At 67.9% G+C, this 16,319-nt stretch carries 16 protein-coding genes; 9 read left to right on the top strand and 7 right to left on the bottom strand.

From position 1 onward, the window contains the following. The first annotated feature begins 7 nt into the window (after positions 1-7). Positions 8-439 (top strand): DUF488 domain-containing protein, encoded by a 432-nt coding sequence (locus L8F96_RS02395; RefSeq protein WP_125946437.1) that lies wholly within the window; start codon positions 8-10, stop codon positions 437-439. A 33-nt stretch (positions 440-472) separates the two neighbouring features. Here L8F96_RS02395 and L8F96_RS02390 read toward each other — a convergent pair whose 3' ends face one another. From L8F96_RS02390 to L8F96_RS02380, 3 genes are all read right to left on the bottom strand, one after another. Next, positions 473-838: a DUF952 domain-containing protein gene (locus L8F96_RS02390; protein WP_331386564.1), complete on the bottom strand. Its 366-nt coding sequence runs from the start codon at positions 836-838 to the stop codon at positions 473-475. After that, positions 835-3,621, bottom strand: a complete 2,787-nt coding sequence (gene gyrA / locus L8F96_RS02385) for a DNA gyrase subunit A (protein ID WP_334654894.1) — start codon at positions 3,619-3,621, stop codon at positions 835-837. Before gyrA ends, L8F96_RS02390 begins: the two co-directional genes overlap by 4 nt. 114 nt (positions 3,622-3,735) lie before the next feature. Then, entirely contained in the window at positions 3,736-4,392 is a 657-nt protein-coding gene (locus L8F96_RS02380) for an SDR family NAD(P)-dependent oxidoreductase (protein ID WP_296219651.1), read from the bottom strand. A gap of 124 nt (positions 4,393-4,516) precedes the next feature. On the opposite strand from L8F96_RS02380, the gene L8F96_RS02375 reads away from it, so the two are divergent. Further along, complete coding sequence (locus tag L8F96_RS02375) at positions 4,517-5,812, top strand: tetratricopeptide repeat protein (protein ID WP_046408843.1); 1,296 nt, start codon at positions 4,517-4,519, stop codon at positions 5,810-5,812. 98 nt (positions 5,813-5,910) lie between these two features. Here the strand turns inward: L8F96_RS02375 and L8F96_RS02370 are convergent, their stop codons facing one another. Next, positions 5,911-6,390 (bottom strand): Lrp/AsnC family transcriptional regulator, encoded by a 480-nt coding sequence (locus L8F96_RS02370; protein ID WP_136451866.1) that lies wholly within the window; start codon positions 6,388-6,390, stop codon positions 5,911-5,913. A gap of 211 nt (positions 6,391-6,601) precedes the next feature. Between L8F96_RS02370 and L8F96_RS02365 the strand changes: the two genes are divergently transcribed. From L8F96_RS02365 to L8F96_RS02335, 7 genes are all read left to right on the top strand, one after another. Next, complete coding sequence (locus L8F96_RS02365; protein ID WP_417158924.1) at positions 6,602-8,239, top strand: sensor histidine kinase; 1,638 nt, start codon at positions 6,602-6,604, stop codon at positions 8,237-8,239. After that, the gene (locus L8F96_RS02360; RefSeq protein ID WP_334654891.1) at positions 8,236-9,315 is read left to right on the top strand and encodes a polysaccharide deacetylase family protein; all 1,080 of its coding nucleotides are present in this window, start codon (positions 8,236-8,238) and stop codon (positions 9,313-9,315) included. Before L8F96_RS02365 ends, L8F96_RS02360 begins: the two co-directional genes overlap by 4 nt. A 92-nt stretch (positions 9,316-9,407) precedes the next feature. Then, positions 9,408-9,893, top strand: coding sequence for a copper chaperone PCu(A)C (locus tag L8F96_RS02355; protein WP_046408847.1), 486 nt, complete (start codon positions 9,408-9,410; stop codon positions 9,891-9,893). Then, positions 9,890-10,492 (top strand): SCO family protein, encoded by a 603-nt coding sequence (locus L8F96_RS02350; protein ID WP_334654890.1) that lies wholly within the window; start codon positions 9,890-9,892, stop codon positions 10,490-10,492. Before L8F96_RS02355 ends, L8F96_RS02350 begins: the two co-directional genes overlap by 4 nt. Next, positions 10,485-10,985 carry a copper uptake system-associated protein gene (locus L8F96_RS02345; protein WP_156167205.1) on the top strand — a complete coding sequence of 167 codons (501 nt, stop codon included), beginning with the start codon at positions 10,485-10,487 and terminating at the stop codon, positions 10,983-10,985. Before L8F96_RS02350 ends, L8F96_RS02345 begins: the two co-directional genes overlap by 8 nt. 205 nt (positions 10,986-11,190) lie before the next feature. Next, a complete protein-coding gene (locus L8F96_RS02340) occupies positions 11,191-11,364 on the top strand; it encodes a DUF465 domain-containing protein (protein ID WP_334654889.1) in 174 nt (57 codons plus the stop codon). A gap of 104 nt (positions 11,365-11,468) precedes the next feature. Then, positions 11,469-11,912 (top strand): hypothetical protein, encoded by a 444-nt coding sequence (locus tag L8F96_RS02335; protein ID WP_046408849.1) that lies wholly within the window; start codon positions 11,469-11,471, stop codon positions 11,910-11,912. A gap of 174 nt (positions 11,913-12,086) precedes the next feature. Here the strand turns inward: L8F96_RS02335 and L8F96_RS02330 are convergent, their stop codons facing one another. The 3 genes from L8F96_RS02330 to L8F96_RS02320 are packed head-to-tail and all read right to left on the bottom strand — an operon-like array spanning position 12,087 to position 16,301. After that, positions 12,087-13,463 (bottom strand): efflux transporter outer membrane subunit, encoded by a 1,377-nt coding sequence (locus L8F96_RS02330; protein WP_334654887.1) that lies wholly within the window; start codon positions 13,461-13,463, stop codon positions 12,087-12,089. 10 nt (positions 13,464-13,473) lie between these two features. Beyond that, entirely contained in the window at positions 13,474-14,634 is a 1,161-nt protein-coding gene (locus L8F96_RS02325) for an HlyD family secretion protein (protein ID WP_334654885.1), read from the bottom strand. Continuing rightward, entirely contained in the window at positions 14,631-16,301 is a 1,671-nt protein-coding gene (locus tag L8F96_RS02320) for an MFS transporter (RefSeq protein ID WP_334654884.1), read from the bottom strand. Before L8F96_RS02320 ends, L8F96_RS02325 begins: the two co-directional genes overlap by 4 nt. Positions 16,302-16,319 lie beyond the last annotated feature (18 nt).

The raw sequence follows: 16,319 nt of genomic DNA, 5'->3' as shown, positions 1-16,319 counted from the left end.
AGCGCGCATGACCATCTTCACCATTGGTTATGAAGGGGTGACGATGGATGAGTTCATCGCCGCCCTGCAAAAGGCGGGGGTGGAGCGGGTGATCGACGTGCGTGCCCTGCCGCTGTCGCGCAGGCCCGGTTTTTCCAAGTCGACGCTGGCGGCGTCGTTGCGTGCGGCCGGGATCGACTATGTCCATCTGAAAGCGCTGGGGACGCCAAAGCGCGGGCGCGACGCGGCCAAGAAGGGCGACGTCGCGACGCTGCGCGAGGTCTATGACGATCAGCTGGCGCTGCCCGAGGCGCAGGCCGCGGCAGCGCAGATGCGGGCGCTGGCGGCGGAAAAGCCGAGCGCGCTGCTGTGTTACGAGCGTGATCCCTGCCACTGCCACCGCACCCTCCTGTTGCAGGAAGAGGGTGGGGGCGAGAAGGTGGTCGACTTGTACGCCTGAACCGGCGCGAGAGCAGGGTGATCGGTGCGGCGCTCAGCCCGTGACGGGCAGGCGCACCGCGCCGTCGTGATCGCGCTCCATCGGGCTGTAGGCGACGACCGTGTCGAGCGTCATCGGGGCGTAGAGGTGGGGGAAGAGCTGCCCGCCGCGGCTCTCCTCCCAGCGGATCTTGTCGCCAAGCGCCTCGAGATCGACGGCGGCGATGTGCAGATCGTGCTGACCGGCGAAATGCTTGTCCACCGTCTCGGTCAGCTGCGCGGCGGTGGAGAGGTGGATGTAGCCATCCGCCAGGTCCACCGGCGCGCCGGCGAAGGAGCCCTCATGCTCCAGCGCCGCCATCTGGTCGGCAGTCAGCACCTTGTACGCGGTCGTGATCTGAGCTGCCGTCGGGTCTGTCACTGGCCATCCTCCGGGCCGGCGGCGGCATCATCGCCGACCGTCGCGCCGGTATCGGGAGCGATTTCAGGCGGCGAGAGTTCCGCCGCGACCGCTTCCTCGGCGGCATTTTCGGGCTCCGGCTCCTCATCGATCCGCGCGCAGCCGACGACATGTTCGTTGTCGCTGACGTTGAACAGGCGCACGCCGGCCGAGTTGCGGCCGATCACGCGCAGGCTGGCGAGCGGCATGCGGATCAGCTTGGCCTGATCGGTGACGAGCATCAGCTGGTCGTTCTTGCTCGCTGGGAAGCTGGCGACGACCGGGCCGTTGCGACCGATATTGTCGATGTTGGTGATGCCCTGACCACCGCGACCGGTGCGGCGATATTCGAACGCCGAGGACAGCTTGCCATAGCCATTCGCGCAGACGGTGAGGATGAACTGTTCGTGCGCGCGCAGGAATTCGAACCGGTCCATCGGGATCTGCGGCTCGCCCTCACGCTCCGTCGCCTTCCAGGGGGCGAAGCGCAGATATTCCTCCCGCTCCTCCTGCGTGGCGCCGGTGCGGTGCAGGATCGAGAGCGAGATCACCTCGTCGCCGGGCGCGAGGCGCATGCCGCGCACGCCGGTGGAGTTGCGGCTCTGGAATTCGCGCACGTCGCTGCCGGGGAAGCGGATCGCCTTGCCCTGACGGGTGGCGAGGAGGACGTCGTCATTCTCCTCCAGCAGCGCGACGCCGATCAGACGATCGTCGATGTCGTCGCCTTCGAACTTCATCGCGATCTTGCCGTTCGAGGGCACGTTGGTGAAGGCGTCCATCGCGTTGCGGCGCACGCTGCCCCGCGCCGTCGCGAACATGACGTGGAGCTTGCCCCATTCCGCCTCGTCCTCCGGCAGCGGCAGGACGGTGGAGATCGTCTCGCCTGGCTGGAGCGGCAGGAGGTTGATCATCGGGCGGCCGCGGGTGTTGGCGCTGCCCTCGGGCAGGCGCCACACCTTCATGCGATAGACGCGGCCGAGCGTGGAGAAGAACAATACCGGCGTGTGCGTCGAGGTGACGAAGAGGCTGGTGACGGCATCCTCATCCTTGGTCGCCATGCCGCTGCGGCCCTTGCCGCCGCGCGCCTGGGCGCGGAACGCCTCAAGCGGGGTACGCTTGATATAGCCCTGCATGGTCACGGTGACGACCATGTCCTCGCGCTCGATCAGATCCTCGTCGTCGATGCCATCGGCGGCAGCGGCGATTTCGGTGCGGCGCGGGGTCGCGAAGAGCGCGCGAACCTCGGTCAGTTCCTCGCGCATCACCGCATAGAGCTTCACGCGGTCGGCGAGGATCGCGAGCAGCTCGGCGATCGATTCGGCCAGCGTCTTGAGCTCGTCGCCGATCTCGTCACGGCCAAGCGCGGTGAGACGGTGGAGGCGCAGGTCGAGAATCGCGCGGACCTGGATTTCCGACAGGCGATAGGTGTCGCAGGTGATCTCGGTCTCGACCGCCTCGACCAGCTTGATGTAGCCGGCGATCTCCGCAATCGGCCAGTCGCGCGCCATCAGGGCAGCGCGCGCCTCTGCCGGCGAAGAAGAGCCGCGGATCATCCGGACGACCTCGTCGAGGTTCGTCACGGCAATGACGAGGCCGAGCAAGATGTGCGCCCGATCGCGCGCCTTCGCCAGTTCGAACTTCGAGCGGCGGGTAATGACCTGCTCGCGGAACTGGATGAAGGCGGCGATAATCTCGCGCAGCGGCAGCATCTCCGGCCGGCCGCCGCGGATCGCAAGCATGTTGGCGGGGAAGCTGCCCTGTGCCGGCGTGTGACGCCACAGCTGGTTCAGCACCACCTCGGGCGTGGCATCGCGCTTCAGTTCGATGACGACGCGAACACCGTCGCGGTTCGATTCGTCGCGGACGTCGCCAATCCCCTCGATCCGCTTGTCCTTCGCGGCCTCGGCGATCTTTTCGACCAGCGCGTTCTTGCCCTGCTGGTAGGGAATCTCGGTGAGGACGATCGAGCGGCGCTCGCCGCGCCCTTCCTCGATGACATAGCGCGAGCGGACGATGATCGAGCCGCGGCCCGTCTCATAGGCGCTGCGCGCGCCGGCGCGGCCGAGGATGACGGCGCCGGTCGGGAAGTCCGGCCCGGGCACGATCTCCATCAGTTCCTCGGTCGTGAGCGGCTCTCCGCCGCTGATCGCGCGATCGAGATAGGCGAGGCAGGCGTCGACGACTTCGCCCAGATTGTGCGGCGGGATGTTGGTCGCCATGCCGACCGCGATGCCGCCAGCGCCGTTGACGAGCAGGTTGGGGAACCGCGCCGGGAGAACCGAGGGTTCGCTTTCCGAGCCGTCATAGTTCGGCTGGAAATCGACCGTGTCCTTGTCGAGATCGTCGAGCAGGTAATCCGCGACACGCGACAGGCGCGCCTCGGTGTAACGCATTGCGGCGGGCGGATCGGGATCCATCGAGCCGAAGTTGCCCTGGCCGTCGATCAGCGGCGCGCGCATCGACCAGTCCTGCGTCATGCGCGCCAAGGCGTCATAGATCGCGGTATCGCCGTGCGGGTGGTATTTACCGATCACGTCACCGACGATGCGGGCCGATTTGCGGTACGGCCGGTTGTAGGTGAAGCCGCTTTCGTTCGCCGAATAGAGGATGCGCCGATGCACCGGCTTCAACCCGTCGCGAACGTCGGGGAGCGCGCGTGCCACGATCACGCTCATCGCGTAATCGAGGTAGCTGGTCTTCATTTCCTCGACGATAGAGATCGGCGCGATATCCGAAGGGTCGGCGAGGACGGTCTCGTCGGTCAAAACGCTACTTTCGGGTTAGGAATTCTGGTGCCCCCGCTCTAGGCCGGCGCAACAGAAATGTCACGCGCGCGTACGGGCGCGCAGGGGTGGTGCAAAGGCCGCGTCGGAATGCGGTCAGGGCGCGATCTCCGCGCCGTCCCAGGCGAACAGCCGGCCGCTGTCCTGCGGCTTCAGCCCGTCGATCACGTCGAGCAACTGCACCGCCGCGCGATCCGGCTTGAACAGGTCGCGTCCGGCCTGCTGGAACGGTTTGGACAGCCGGGTGTCGACGGTACCGGGGTGGAGGCCAACGACGATGCCGCGCTCGTTGCGGCGCTTGTCCTCGATCCCAAGCGTGCGGATGAGCTGGTTCAGCGCGGCCTTGCTGGCGCGATAGCCGTACCAGCCGCCCAGCCGATTGTCCGAGATGCTGCCGACCCGCGCCGAGAGGAAGGCGAGCACCGAACGCCCCTGTTTTGGCATGACCGGCAGGAAGTGCTTGGCGACCAGCGCGGGGCCAATGGTGTTGATCGCATATTGGCGCGCAAGCCACGCGGGATCGAGCGCGGCGATCGACTTTTCCGGGCCGTCATCGCCATCGTGCAGGATGCCGGTGGCGACGATCACCAGTTCTGGGGCGCCGGCTGCGGCGGCGGCAGCGGCAACCGTCGCCTCGTCGAGCAGGTCCAGCTCGGGCCGGGCAAAGCGGCGGACGACCGCGCCTTCTTCTTCCAGCGCGTCTGCGAGCGCCCGTCCGATGCCGCCGCTTGCGCCAATGATTGCCGTTTTCATGAAGAAACGGCTAGGCGTGCAAATCATTACGTTCAATGTCCGTTCAGCGCGCTTTCTTGATGGAGCGACGAGAGGGCACTAAGCGTCTATTCAAGTGTTCACGCCTCAAAGGAGAGCAGTTTTCATGAAGAGCATTTCCCGCGTCGCCTTTGCGGCGGCGCTTATGGCCGGTGTAGCGGGCGTTGCCGTGTCGACCCCGGCCGTCGCTCAGAAGAAGAATGAGCAGAAGGGGGGCGGCCCGTCGCTGAAGCTCAGCAAGGACGTGCAGAACGCCGCCGCCGCCGCGCAGACCGCGATCGGCGCGAAGGACTTTGCCGCCGCCGCGACCGCGCTGAGCACTGCGCAGGCCGCCGCGAAGAGCGATGACGATCGCTATATCGTCGCCGCGCTGCAGCTGCAGAGCGAGGCCGTGAAGATCCAGGACGCGCGTGCCGCCAACCAGCAGGTCAACGAAGCCGGTCTGAAGGCGCCGCTCGAAGCGCTGATCGCCAACCCGAAGACCCCAGCGGTCGACGTGGCGAAGTACAATTACCAGCTCGGCATCATGGCGGCCAACGCCAAGGACAATGCCGGCGCGATCAACTATTTCCAGCGCGCGCAGCAGCTTGGCTACAATGATCCCAACCTGCCGCTGCAGATGGTCAAGCTGAAGATGGATTCGGGCGACGTGGCCGGCGGCGCCGCGGAGCTGGAGAAGGCAATCGACGCGCAGGTCGCGGCCGGCCAGAAGCCGAGCGAGGACCTGTACAAATATGCCATCGCGCAGACCAACAAGAAGCGCATGGGCCCGCAGACGGCAAACTGGATCAAGAAGTGGGTCGTCGCTTACCCGAGCGCCAAGAACTGGCGTGACGGCATCGTCACCTATGGCATGACGCAGCAGAGCGCGGTCACGCTGGACAAGGGGCAGAAGGTCGACCTGTATCGCCTGATGCGTTCGGCCAAGGCGCTGGCCGACCAGTATGACTATGAGACCTATGCGCAGTGGACCTATGACCTGGGCCTGCCGCACGAGACCAAGGCAGTGCTCGACGAAGGCAAGGCATCGGGCAAGATCCCGGCGAACAGCCAGTCGGCCAACGACCTGATGCGAGTCGCCAACCAGGCGATCGCCAGCGAAGGGTCGCTCGCGCCGGTCGAAGCAAAGGCCAAGGCGGGCGCCAACGGCCGCATCGCGCTGAACACGGGTGACGCGTACCTGGGCATGGGCAACTATGCCAAGGCGATCGAACTGTATCGCGTCGCGCTGCAGAAGGGTGGCGTCGACGCGGACGTGGTGAACACCCACATCGGCATCGCGCTCGCCAACTCGGGCGACAAGGCTGGCGCCAAGGCCGCCTTCGCCGAGGTGAAGACCGCGCCGCGCACCGACATTGCGTCGCTGTGGTCGGTCTACCTGGACAACCCGCCGACGGCCTGATCCGCGCGGATTGACCATATGGAAAGGGGCGGCCGAGGCCGCCCCTTTTTTGTTGCGTGTGTGGTCCGGTGAAAGCGTGGGTTCGCTGGCGTCGGGCGCTACTCCACCTCATCCTCGATCACGATCGGTACGCCCGGCTGCGCCTTTGCCGTGCGGATCGTGAGCGAGGATTTCACGCTGGCGACGTTGGGGGCCGCGGTGAGATGCGTCGTCAGGATGCGTTGGAAGGATTCCAGGTCCGAGGCGACGATCTTCAGGATGAAGTCGATCTCCCCGTTCAGCATGTGGCATTCGCGCACCTCGGGAATGCCCGCCACGTGCCGTTCGAAGGCTGCCAGGTCGTGTTCGGCCTGGCTGCGCAAACTGACCATCGCGAAGACGGTGATCGGGAAGCCGAGCATCGCGGGTTCGCAATTGGCGTGATAGCCGCGGATCACCCCCGCCTGTTCCAGCGATCGCACCCGGCGCAGACAGGGCGGGGCGGTCAGCCCGACCTTCTCCGCCAGGTCAACGTTGGTCATCCGGCCATCTTCCTGGAGCAGTGCGAGGATCCGCCGATCGATCCGGTCAAGCACCATGCGCGCTTTCCGCACGCAGCTTTTCTATCAAGAACATGCCCGGTCCTATAGTTTAGTTGCGTGAGAACGCAATTGTCTCACCGTATGACAAGTGTGTGATTCTGTTGCTTGCGATCATCACCGTGTAGGGTAGGAGGCAAGTGACGCGGCGGTTGGTCGCTGCGACGAGACGGGGAAGTGTGTGCGGTTCGACGATAGTCTCAAGACTGTGTTGGCTGCGGATTCCTCCACCGCGTTCGGCGCGCAGGCGACGTTCCGCCAGCTTGCCGACCTGATCGCCCGGGGCAGGGTGCAGCCGGAAGCGGAGACGATCGGCCGCTTGCGGGCATTGCGCGGCCTGGTTCCGGCCGCCGTGCGCGCGGCCGCGGCCCGCAGCCTTGCGCTGGGCCAGCCACCGGCCGAACTGGTCGCCTTCTTTGCCGACGACGCGCCCGAGATTGCATCGGCGGCGCTGCGCGCGGCGCAGTTGCCGGCCGAGGGATGGCTGGCGATGATCCCGCAGCTGGGGCCGGTGGGTCGGGCGGCGCTGCGCCGGCGCGACGATCTGCCGGCGAGCGTGGTCCGCGCGCTGGAGGCATTCGGATCGACCGATTTCTCGCTTGGATATGATGGCGCGGCGATCCCGGCGGACGAGACGGTTGCGGCCTTGCCGGCCGGGGCCGCTGAGGTGGCCGAGCTGAACGAGGTCGTGCTGGATCTGCCCCCGCCGCCCGAGCCGCGCGACACCGGCGGTTTCGAGATTTCCGAGCTGGTTGACCGGATCGCCAGTTTCCAGCGCGCGCGCGGGCCGGTGAAGCCGGCGCCGCGGCTGCGCGTGGTGGACACGTTCCGCTTCGAAACCGGGCCCGATGGGGTCATCAGCTGGACCGACGCGATGCCGCGCGGCGCGCTGGTCGGCCTGTCGTTGATGCTGCCGGGCAGCGGCACGGCGCAGGTCGATGGCGTGGTGAGCAGCGCGATCCGGGCGCGCACCAGTTTCACCGATGCGCGGTTGTCGCTGGAGGGCGGGGCGGCGCTGGCGGGTGAGTGGCGATTGTCGGCGACGCCGCTATTCGACCACGGCACGGGTCGCTTTGCCGGCTATCGCGGCAGCGCGCGTCGCCCGCGGCTGGACGAGCGCGCGCCGCCATCCAAGGGTGAAGGCAATGTCGAGGGGCTGCGCCGGCTGGTGCACGAACTGCGCACCCCGACCAATGCCATTGCCGGTTTCTCCGAGCTGATCGAGTCGCAACTGCTGGGGCCGGTCGCGCCGGTCTATCGTGAGCGGGCGGCGGCGATCCGCAGCCTGGCGGCCGACCTGATCGCGGCGATCGAGGACCTGGATCTCGCCGCGCGCATCGAGGGCGATGCGTTGCAGCTGCGCCCGGCGGCGGTGGTGCTTGCCCCGGTGCTGAAACGGATTGCGGCAGACCTGCAATCGCTGGCGACGATGCGCGGCTGCACGCTGACGATCGCGCCGATGGACGGCGCGATCGCCGTGGCATGCGACGATCGCGCCACGGAGCGGCTGCTGGGCCGTTTGATCGGGACCATCGTCTCAGCGGCGCAGCCGGACGAGGCGATCACCGTGACAGCAGGCGCATCGGGGCTTCATACCTCCCTGGTGTCGGTGACGCTGCCCCGCGCGTTGGCCGACCTGTCCGAGGACGAACTGCTGACGCTGGATGCGGAGCGTGAGGCGGAACTGCCCGGCGCGCCGCTGCTGGGCACTGGTTTCGCGCTGCGGCTGGTGCGCAATCTGGCGGCGAGCCTGGGCGGGCAGATGATGATCACGCCCGACCGGATGGTGGTGTCGCTGCCCGCGGCGGTGGCCGGCACGCTGGGGCAGGCGGCGACCCACAAGGGGTGAGCAGCGGCGGCGCGAAGGGCTGGCGCGTGCCGCCGCCGCCGCCATCCGATTACATTGCATGGCCAGCGTCATTCGGCCGCCGGTTCATGGTGTTCGTCGATACCGAGGAGGAATTCGACTGGTCGGCGCCGTTCAGGCGCGACGCCATTGCGGTCGAGGCGATCGCGGCGCTGCCGGACATGCACCGCCGCCTTGCCGACCACGGGGTCGCGCCCTGCTATCTGTGCGATTATCCGGTGGCGACCAGCGCGGCGGCGATCGATACGCTGCGCGGCCTGATCGCCGATGGGCGCAGCACGATCGGCGCGCAGCTGCATCCCTGGGTCAATCCGCCGCATGACGAGGCGCCGAGCGGCTGGGCGTCCTTTGCGGGCAACCTCGATCCCGCGCTGGTCGCGGCGAAGGTCGACCAACTGACCGCCGCGATAACGGCCGCGTTCGGGGCGCAGCCGCTGGCGTTTCGCACCGGGCGCTACGGCCTGGGGCCCGGCATGCCCGCGCTGCTGGCGGCGCGCGGCTATCGCGTCGAGACATCGATGCGCGCGCTGCATGACTATAGCGCCGCCGGCGGGCCGGATTTCAGCGCCATCGGCAGCGCTGCCTTTCGCCTGGCGCCCGAGGGGTTGATCGAGGTGCCGCTGACGACGCGCTATATCGGCGCGCTGCGCCGGGGCGGGGGAGCATTGCACCGGTTGGCAGGCAGAATACCGCGTGGCCGCGGCGTGATGGCGCGAACGGGGCTGTTGTCGCGCGTGCCGCTGTCGCCCGAGGGCGTGTCGTTCGGCGAGGCAGCGGCCGCGGTGCGCGAGGCGGTGGCGGCCGGCGAAAGACTGCTCACCTTTTCCTTCCATTCGCCAAGCCTGGTGCCGGGGAACACGCCCTATGTGCGCGACGCGGCAGGGCTGGCGCGTTTCCACGGCTGGTGGGACGACATGCTCGCGTTGCTGGAGCAGATGGAGGTGCGGCCGGTCAGCCTGACCGAGCTGATCGCGGCGGCGGACGATGCGGCACCACGCGGGCAGCATCGCCGGTCTGAGACAGAATGTCCAAGTGACCGGGGCGGGCAGGGTCGCTAGCAGCCGGGTGACAAGGATCGGCGACGCGATGCCCGCGGACGGCAGGACCCCTGCCACCGGCACTCTCGGCCGCGCCGACGCGAGGAGTTGCGATGACCCATCGATTTGCGCTGCCCCTGATCATGGCCTTCGCCAGCCTGTCGCTGCCGGCGGCGGCGCAGGATGTGCGCAAGGGTGACATCACCATTTCCCAGCCATGGTCGCGCGCCACGGCGCCGCGCGCCACCGTCGGCGCAGGCTATGCCCAGATCCGCAATGGCGGAAAGACGGCCGACCGGCTGATCAGCGTGTCAACGCCGCGGGCCGCGCGCGTCGAACTGCACAGCATGACGACCGAGAATGGCATCATGCGGATGCGACCGCTGAGCGGCGGCATTGCGCTGGCGCCCGGCGCGACGATCGCGCTGGCGCCCGGCGGCAACCACATCATGTTCATGGGCCTGACCGCGCCGCTGAAGCAGGGTGAGCGCGTGCCCGCGACGCTGCGCTTTGCCAAGGCGGGCGAGGTGAAGGTGGTCTTCACCGTCCGCGCCGCTGGTGCCGCCGCGCCGGCGCATCCGCATGGAGGCCATCAATGACCCGCCCTCGCATCCGCACCACGCATGTCACGGCGTTGCTGGCCGCGGCGCTCGCGCTGGGGACGGCGGCCTGTTCGTCGCCGGCGCCCGTCAAGGCTGACGAGGCGGCAGCGCAGAACGCGCCGGGCGGCGCCTTTCGCCTGGTGGATACCAGCGGCAAGACCGTCACCGAGCAGACGTTGAAGGGGAAGCCCTATGCGATCTTCTTCGGCTTCACGCGCTGCCCCGACATTTGCCCCACGTCGATGAACCGCATGGCGTTGCTTCACCAGAAACTGGGCGCGGACGGGGACAAGATGAACATCGTCTTCGTCTCGGTCGATCCCGAGCATGACAAGAGCGAGGATATCGCGAGCTTCCTGTCGATGTTCGACGCGCCGGTCATCGGCCTGACCGGGGAGCCGGCCGAGCTGAAGCGGATGGAGGAAGCGTACAAGATCTATGTCGAGCGCGTGCCGCTGCCCAATGGCGATTACACGATCGATCATACTGCGCGCATCCTGCTGTTCGATCGCAACGGCGAGTTTGCCACGACGATGGATGCCGCCGAGCCTGAGGACCGGGCGCTCGATCGGCTGCGAAAGCTGATCCGTGCTTAGGTGGGTGTTTCCGGCGCTGGCGCTGCTGCTCGCCGGTTGCGGGATCACCAACCCCGTGGTCGAGGAGCGCCGGGTGCGTGAGGCGACAGAGGCGCATTTCGGCAGCCCGCTGGCACCGATCGACGTCGGGCCGATTGTGGTGAGCGGCAACCATGCGCTGGCCGATTGGACACAGGGTGACTTTGGCGGCCGGGCGCTGTTCGAAATGGGCGACTATGGCTGGCAGCTGCTGCTGTGCAGCGGTGATTCGATGCGCAATGCCAGCAACCTGAAGCGCGCCGGCGTACCCGATTTCAACGCGACCTATATCGCCGATGAGCTGGCCAAGGCGGAATTGTCCGTCCCGGCCGAGCGGCTGGCGCGGATGAAGCGCTTCGTCGGGACGGCGGCCGATCATGAGGAATATCTGCGCTCGCTGGGCGAGGGGCAGGGCGCCGCCGGGACGGCGCCGTCGGATGGGCCCGAAGTGCGCGCAAATGCACCAAAGTCCTGAGGTTTGTGCAACAAAATGTAATGTTACCGGCGCTTGATATTTTGGCCCCGGGAATTAATTTCAACCGTGCGGACCGGGCCCCTCTGGCGCTCGTCTCAGGACGAACGTGATGTCGGACCGCATCGGGTTAGCTCGATGTAGGCCTGAGTCTGCCTCTTAACATCATCGCTGACCCGATCGTTCAATCTTTGATTGGAGAGAGGCGTTGAGTTTCCTTCGTTATAAATTGACCCAGTTGCATGCGCGGCTGGATGAGCAGATCCGCAGCGAATTGACGCGACGCGCACCGGACACGTTCCGCCTGCTGCGTCTGAAGTGGCTGCGGCTGCAGGTGAAGGACCGACTTCACGCCATGGCCTGGCAACCACAGGCGGCCTGATCCGCCAATTTTTCCACTGACGAGCGGCGGCGACGACGCCGCGCGATGCGGTTCGCGCGCCGACCCGGTCGGCGGCCGCTCGCCTTTACCTTTCAGGAACGATCATGACCTTTCTTGCCATTTTTGCAGCTGCCGCCGCCGCGGCGACCGGTGCCCCTGCGGCGACCCACAGCCTGTCGGTCGAACATGCGTCCGGCGCCGTGCAGGCCGATTATCGCGGTGACATCAAGATCCAGCAGAAGCAGGTGGGGGCAGTCGCCCCGCCGGGCCGCCCGTCCTCGCTGCGCTGCGTATGGACCGCCAATATGGAAGTGAACCGCACCGCGACCGGCGCTGGCGGCATGATGGCCTCGCGCAGCTTCGTCGAGAACAATGTCGCGAACGGCAGCCGTCCGGGCTGGTGCAACGCCAGCCGCAGCGCGATCCAGCAGGACGTGGCAAAGAAGGTCGGCGACACGCGCGCTTACCTCGCCAAGGCGGCCGATGCGGATCGCGCCGCGTTGATCGCCGATCTCGACAAGCTGGCGGCCACCCAGTCCGCCAGCTGAGACCAGTTCCCTGAGCGGTGCGCGCCTGCCTCCCCCCCGGACGCGCCGCTCCTCCCTGGGCCCTCGCCCTCTGAGGCCGTATTGCCGGCTGCGTTGTACTCCCTTGCGGCGCAGCGACGGTGGCTCTCAGGGGGCGGGACGGGCCGCGGGTCTTCAGGTGTGCGCGGTCAGCGATCAGCCGATGGGTTGATCCGCCGACCAGCCGCCGCCCATCGCCTGATAAAGCGCGATCACGCTGTTGATCTGGTCGGCGCGCAGCTGAACCAGGGTCAGATCGACGTTGAGCAAGGTGCGCTGCGCATCGAGCTGTTCCAGATAGGTCGCATAGCCCGCACGATAGCGGTTGGTGGCGTGGCGCAGGGCCTCCGCCGTGGCGGTGCGCTGCGCCTCAAGCTCCCGCCGCTGCGCGGCGAGGCGGTCGACCGCGGCCAGATTATCCTCCACCTCGCGAAAGGCGGTGAGGGCGGTGCGCTGATAGGTGAAGGCCGCCTGGTCGCGCCGTGCCGCCGCCCCCTCTACATTGGCGGTGAGCCGCCCGCCCTGAAACAAGGGCGCAAGGATGCTGGCGCCGATCGACCAGATCGACACCGGATCGGCAAGCGCGGTCGACAAGGTGAGGCCAGCCGATCCGGTCAGCCGAAGCGAGGGGAGGAATTGCGCGCGAGCGGCGGCGAGCGAGGCGTCGGTCGCGGCAAGGCTGTATTCGGCCTGGGCGATATCGGGCCGGCGACGCAGCAGATCGGATGGCAGGCCGGCGGGCACGCCGGGCGGGGCCAGCGCCGACAGCGGCCGCCCGCGCGGGATCGCGCGCGGGGTGACGCCGGTGAGGGTGCTCAGTGCGTTCTCCTGCCGCGCGATCGCCAGCTGCACCTGCGGCAGGATCTGCGTCGTGGCGCGATATTCCGCCTCCGCCTGGCGCAATTCGAGCTGCGAGGTGTAGCCGACGTCGGCGCGCGACTTGGCAAAGCGTAGTGCCTCCGCGCGCGAGGTGATCGTCGCCTCGACCACCGCGCGGCGGGCGTCGAGCGCGCGCAGCGTGATGTAGCCGCTGGCGGTGGCGGCGGTGACCGACAGGAGCGCCGCGTCGCGCGCGGCGGCGGTGGCGGCGGTGGACTGGCGCGCGGCCTCCACCTGATTGCCGATGCGGCCGAACAGATCGACCTCATAGGCGGCCTGGAACAGCGGCTGCACACCGGTATTCTCGGCCGCGACCCCCAAGGGGTTGAGCGCGCGCGCCTCCGTCACGCCGACCCCGGCGTCGAGTGAGGGGAAGAGCTGCGCGCGGGCGAGCCGTTCGTTGGCGCGCGCCTCCTGCACACGCGCCGCAGCGATCGCGACATCGGGATTGTTGGCGCGCGCTTGTTCCACCAGCGTGTCGAGCACCGGATCACCGAAGCGGCGCCACCAGTCGCCGTCGAGCGCGGCGCCGGCGGGCAGGGTGGTGCGCCATTGCAGCGGTGCAGTGACGCCGGCCGCCTCGGGCCGGGGCGGGTTGGGCGCGGCGCAGCCGGCAAGCGCCAGCAGGACCGCGAGCGAAGAGCGTGTCCTCATCGTCTGGCGCCTACCTGGTCGCCGGGGCGGGCGCGCCGCTAGTATCGACCGCCGCCTCGACCGACATGCCGGGGCTGAGCCGTGGATACAGCGGGCTACGCTGATCCAGCGCGATGCGCACGGTGAGCCGCTGCGGCACCTTCACGAAATTGCCGGTCGCATTGTCCGGGCGGATGACGGAGAATTCGCTGCCCGCCGCCGGCGACAGCCGCTCGACCCGGCCGCGGATCTCGGCGCCGCCCAGCGCATCGACGTGCAGCACCGCGGGCTGGCCCGGGAAGATGCGCGCGGTCTGCGCTTCCTTGAAGTTGGCCGAGACCCAGACGGTCGGCGGGACGAGGAACATCAATTGCGTGCCAGCGGTGACATATTGGCCAAGGCGGACGGTGACTTCGCCGAGCTTCCCCGCCTGGGGCGCGCGGATGATGGTGTTGGCAAGGTCGATCTCGGCAAGGCGCAGCGCGGCGCGCGCGTTTGCGACCGCGGCCTCCAGGCCGCCGCGCCCGACGGTGACGGAGCGGACCTCCTGCTCTCCGATGGTGCGCTGCGCCTCCGCCTGGCGGACCGCCGCCTGCGCCTGCGCCAGCGCGGCGCGGGTCTGATCCTGCTCCCGCAGCGATACCGACCCCTGCGCCACCAGATCGTCGACGCGGCGCATGTCGGCCTGGGCGCGGGCAAGTTGCGCGCGGGCGCTGGCGATCGCAGCGTCCTGCCCACCCACGGCGGCACGGCGCGAGCGTTCGCTTTGTTGCGAGTTGGCGAGATTCGCACGCTGCGTATCAAGCGCGGCGCGCGCCTGTTCGACCCGCTGGCGGTAGATGCGATCGTCGATCCGGGCGAGCACCTGCCCCGCCTTCACCGTCTCGAAATCGCGCACCTCCACGCTGGTGACATAGCCGTTCACCTGCGGCGCGATGATCGTCGTCTGCCCGCGGACATAGGCATTGTCAGTCGTCTGCAGGCTACGGCGGAACGGCGGCAGGTCCCACGCCCACATCGCGATCAGCGCGCCGGCGATCAGCAGCCCGACGAAGAACAATGTCGAGAGCAGGCCGCCGCGTGGCGGCGCCCAGCCGCGGCCACGATCAGGTTCGGGCGCGGTGGTTTCGACCGGATCCTCCAGCCGCTCCTCGGCCACCGCCTGGTCCCGGCGCGATGTCGCGTCATTCATTGTGCCGCATTCTCCCGCATCTTCTGCATCGCCGCCAGTTCCTCCGCCAACGGATTGATCCCGTGTATCTTCAGCCAGACCCACCGCCCGCCAAGCCACAGCACCACCAGCACCGCGAGGATGCCGACGCCGGTGAAGACGTCGTTGAAGGCGAGGATGTTCGCCTCTCGCGTGACTTGCTGGCCGAACAGGACGGCGCCCTCCGCCTGACGCAGCATCGGATCGCCCTCGACGCGGGCATAGGCGCCGCCAAGCTGCTGAAGCCGCTGCGTGACGAGCGGGTCGCCGGCGACGAGGCCGTGGACGATCTCCTGCGAATGGAGCCGCTCTCGCACGATCTGCACGGTGCCAAGGAACGCCGTGCCTGCGAGCCCGCCCACCGTCTGCGCAATGCCGAATACGGCCGAGAAGCTGACGATGTGGCTTGGCCCCTTCGAAATGGCGCGCAGGATGCCGACCATCGTGACGGGGCCCATCCAGAACAGGGCGGCGAAGGCGAGCAGCCCCTGGCTGAGATAGAAATTGCCCGGGCGGGTGAGGTTGGTCGCATCCGAATCCATGAAGGCCACCACGGCGATGATCATCGCCGACGCGACCACCTGCCACAGCAGATCCTTGGGATTCAGCAGCAGCACCCCGGCGGCAATCCCGGCGATCGAGCCCAGGAGGATGATGACGTTCAGCGTGACGAGCTGGTCATTGCCCATCCCCAGCGCGGTCAGCAGCCCGGTCGAGCCATAGGTCTGTTCGGACAGGAGCACCCGGATCGCGGCGACGATGATGATGAAGCGCAGCACGTTGCGCGTGCGCATCCAGCGCGTGTTGAGCAGCGGATTGGCGCGATTGTGCTCGATCAGCATTGCCGCGCCGATCAGGATGATCGCGGCGGCGGTCGCATAGCCGAGCCAGGCCGTGCTCCACCAGACGATGCGTCCCTGCACCAGCACCCCGCACAGGAGCGCCATGCCCGGCGCGAACAGCGCGAAAGTGAGGAAGTCGAGCTTCTCGAACGCCTGGAACCGCTCGCTTGGCGGCAATCGCAGCAGCGCGACCGAGCCGAGGCACAGCAACGTCAGGCCGAGTTCGAACACGAACAGGTTCTGGATGTCGCCATCCGCGAGCAGGAAGGGGGAGATGATCCGGGCGAGCGGCAGGCCAAGTTGTGCGAGGCCAAAGCCGATGATCATGCCCGATAGGCGCGCCGGGGCAGGCATCGCCTGCATGATGTAAAAGAAGCATAGCGTGGACAGGCCGCTGCCGACGATCCCCGCCGCCGCGCGCGTCAGCAGTTCGACGCCATAGCTGTGGACGAACACCTGCAGGACGGTGACCGCGAGGAAGCCGGTCAGGAACACGCGATTGAAGCGCTGCAGCCCGAATTGCTGGCGGAATTTGATAAGCAACATGCTCATGCACACGCTGGTCATCGAATAGATCGCGCTGAGCCAGCCGCCCTCCACCGGGCTGAGCCCCAGCGAGCCCTGGATCTGCGGCAGATTGGCGAGCAGCAGGCCGTTGCTGAGCCCACCCGTCAGGCCCAGCAGCACGCCGATCGCGGCATAGGCGATCCGCCGCCCCATCGGATGGTCGGGCGTCGCCGGCGATCCGGGCAGGAAGGGCCGCTCGTGCGGCTTGAATTCATAGGGCGTGGTGGCGGTGGCGGGCATCTATCGGCGGACCGAACC

It is taken from the genome of Sphingomonas panaciterrae, assembly GCF_036890205.1.
GTDB lineage: Bacteria > Pseudomonadota > Alphaproteobacteria > Sphingomonadales > Sphingomonadaceae > Sphingomonas > Sphingomonas panaciterrae.
The sequence above is the reverse complement of the archived record's forward strand: the minus strand, read 5'-3'. Positions and strand labels throughout refer to the sequence as shown.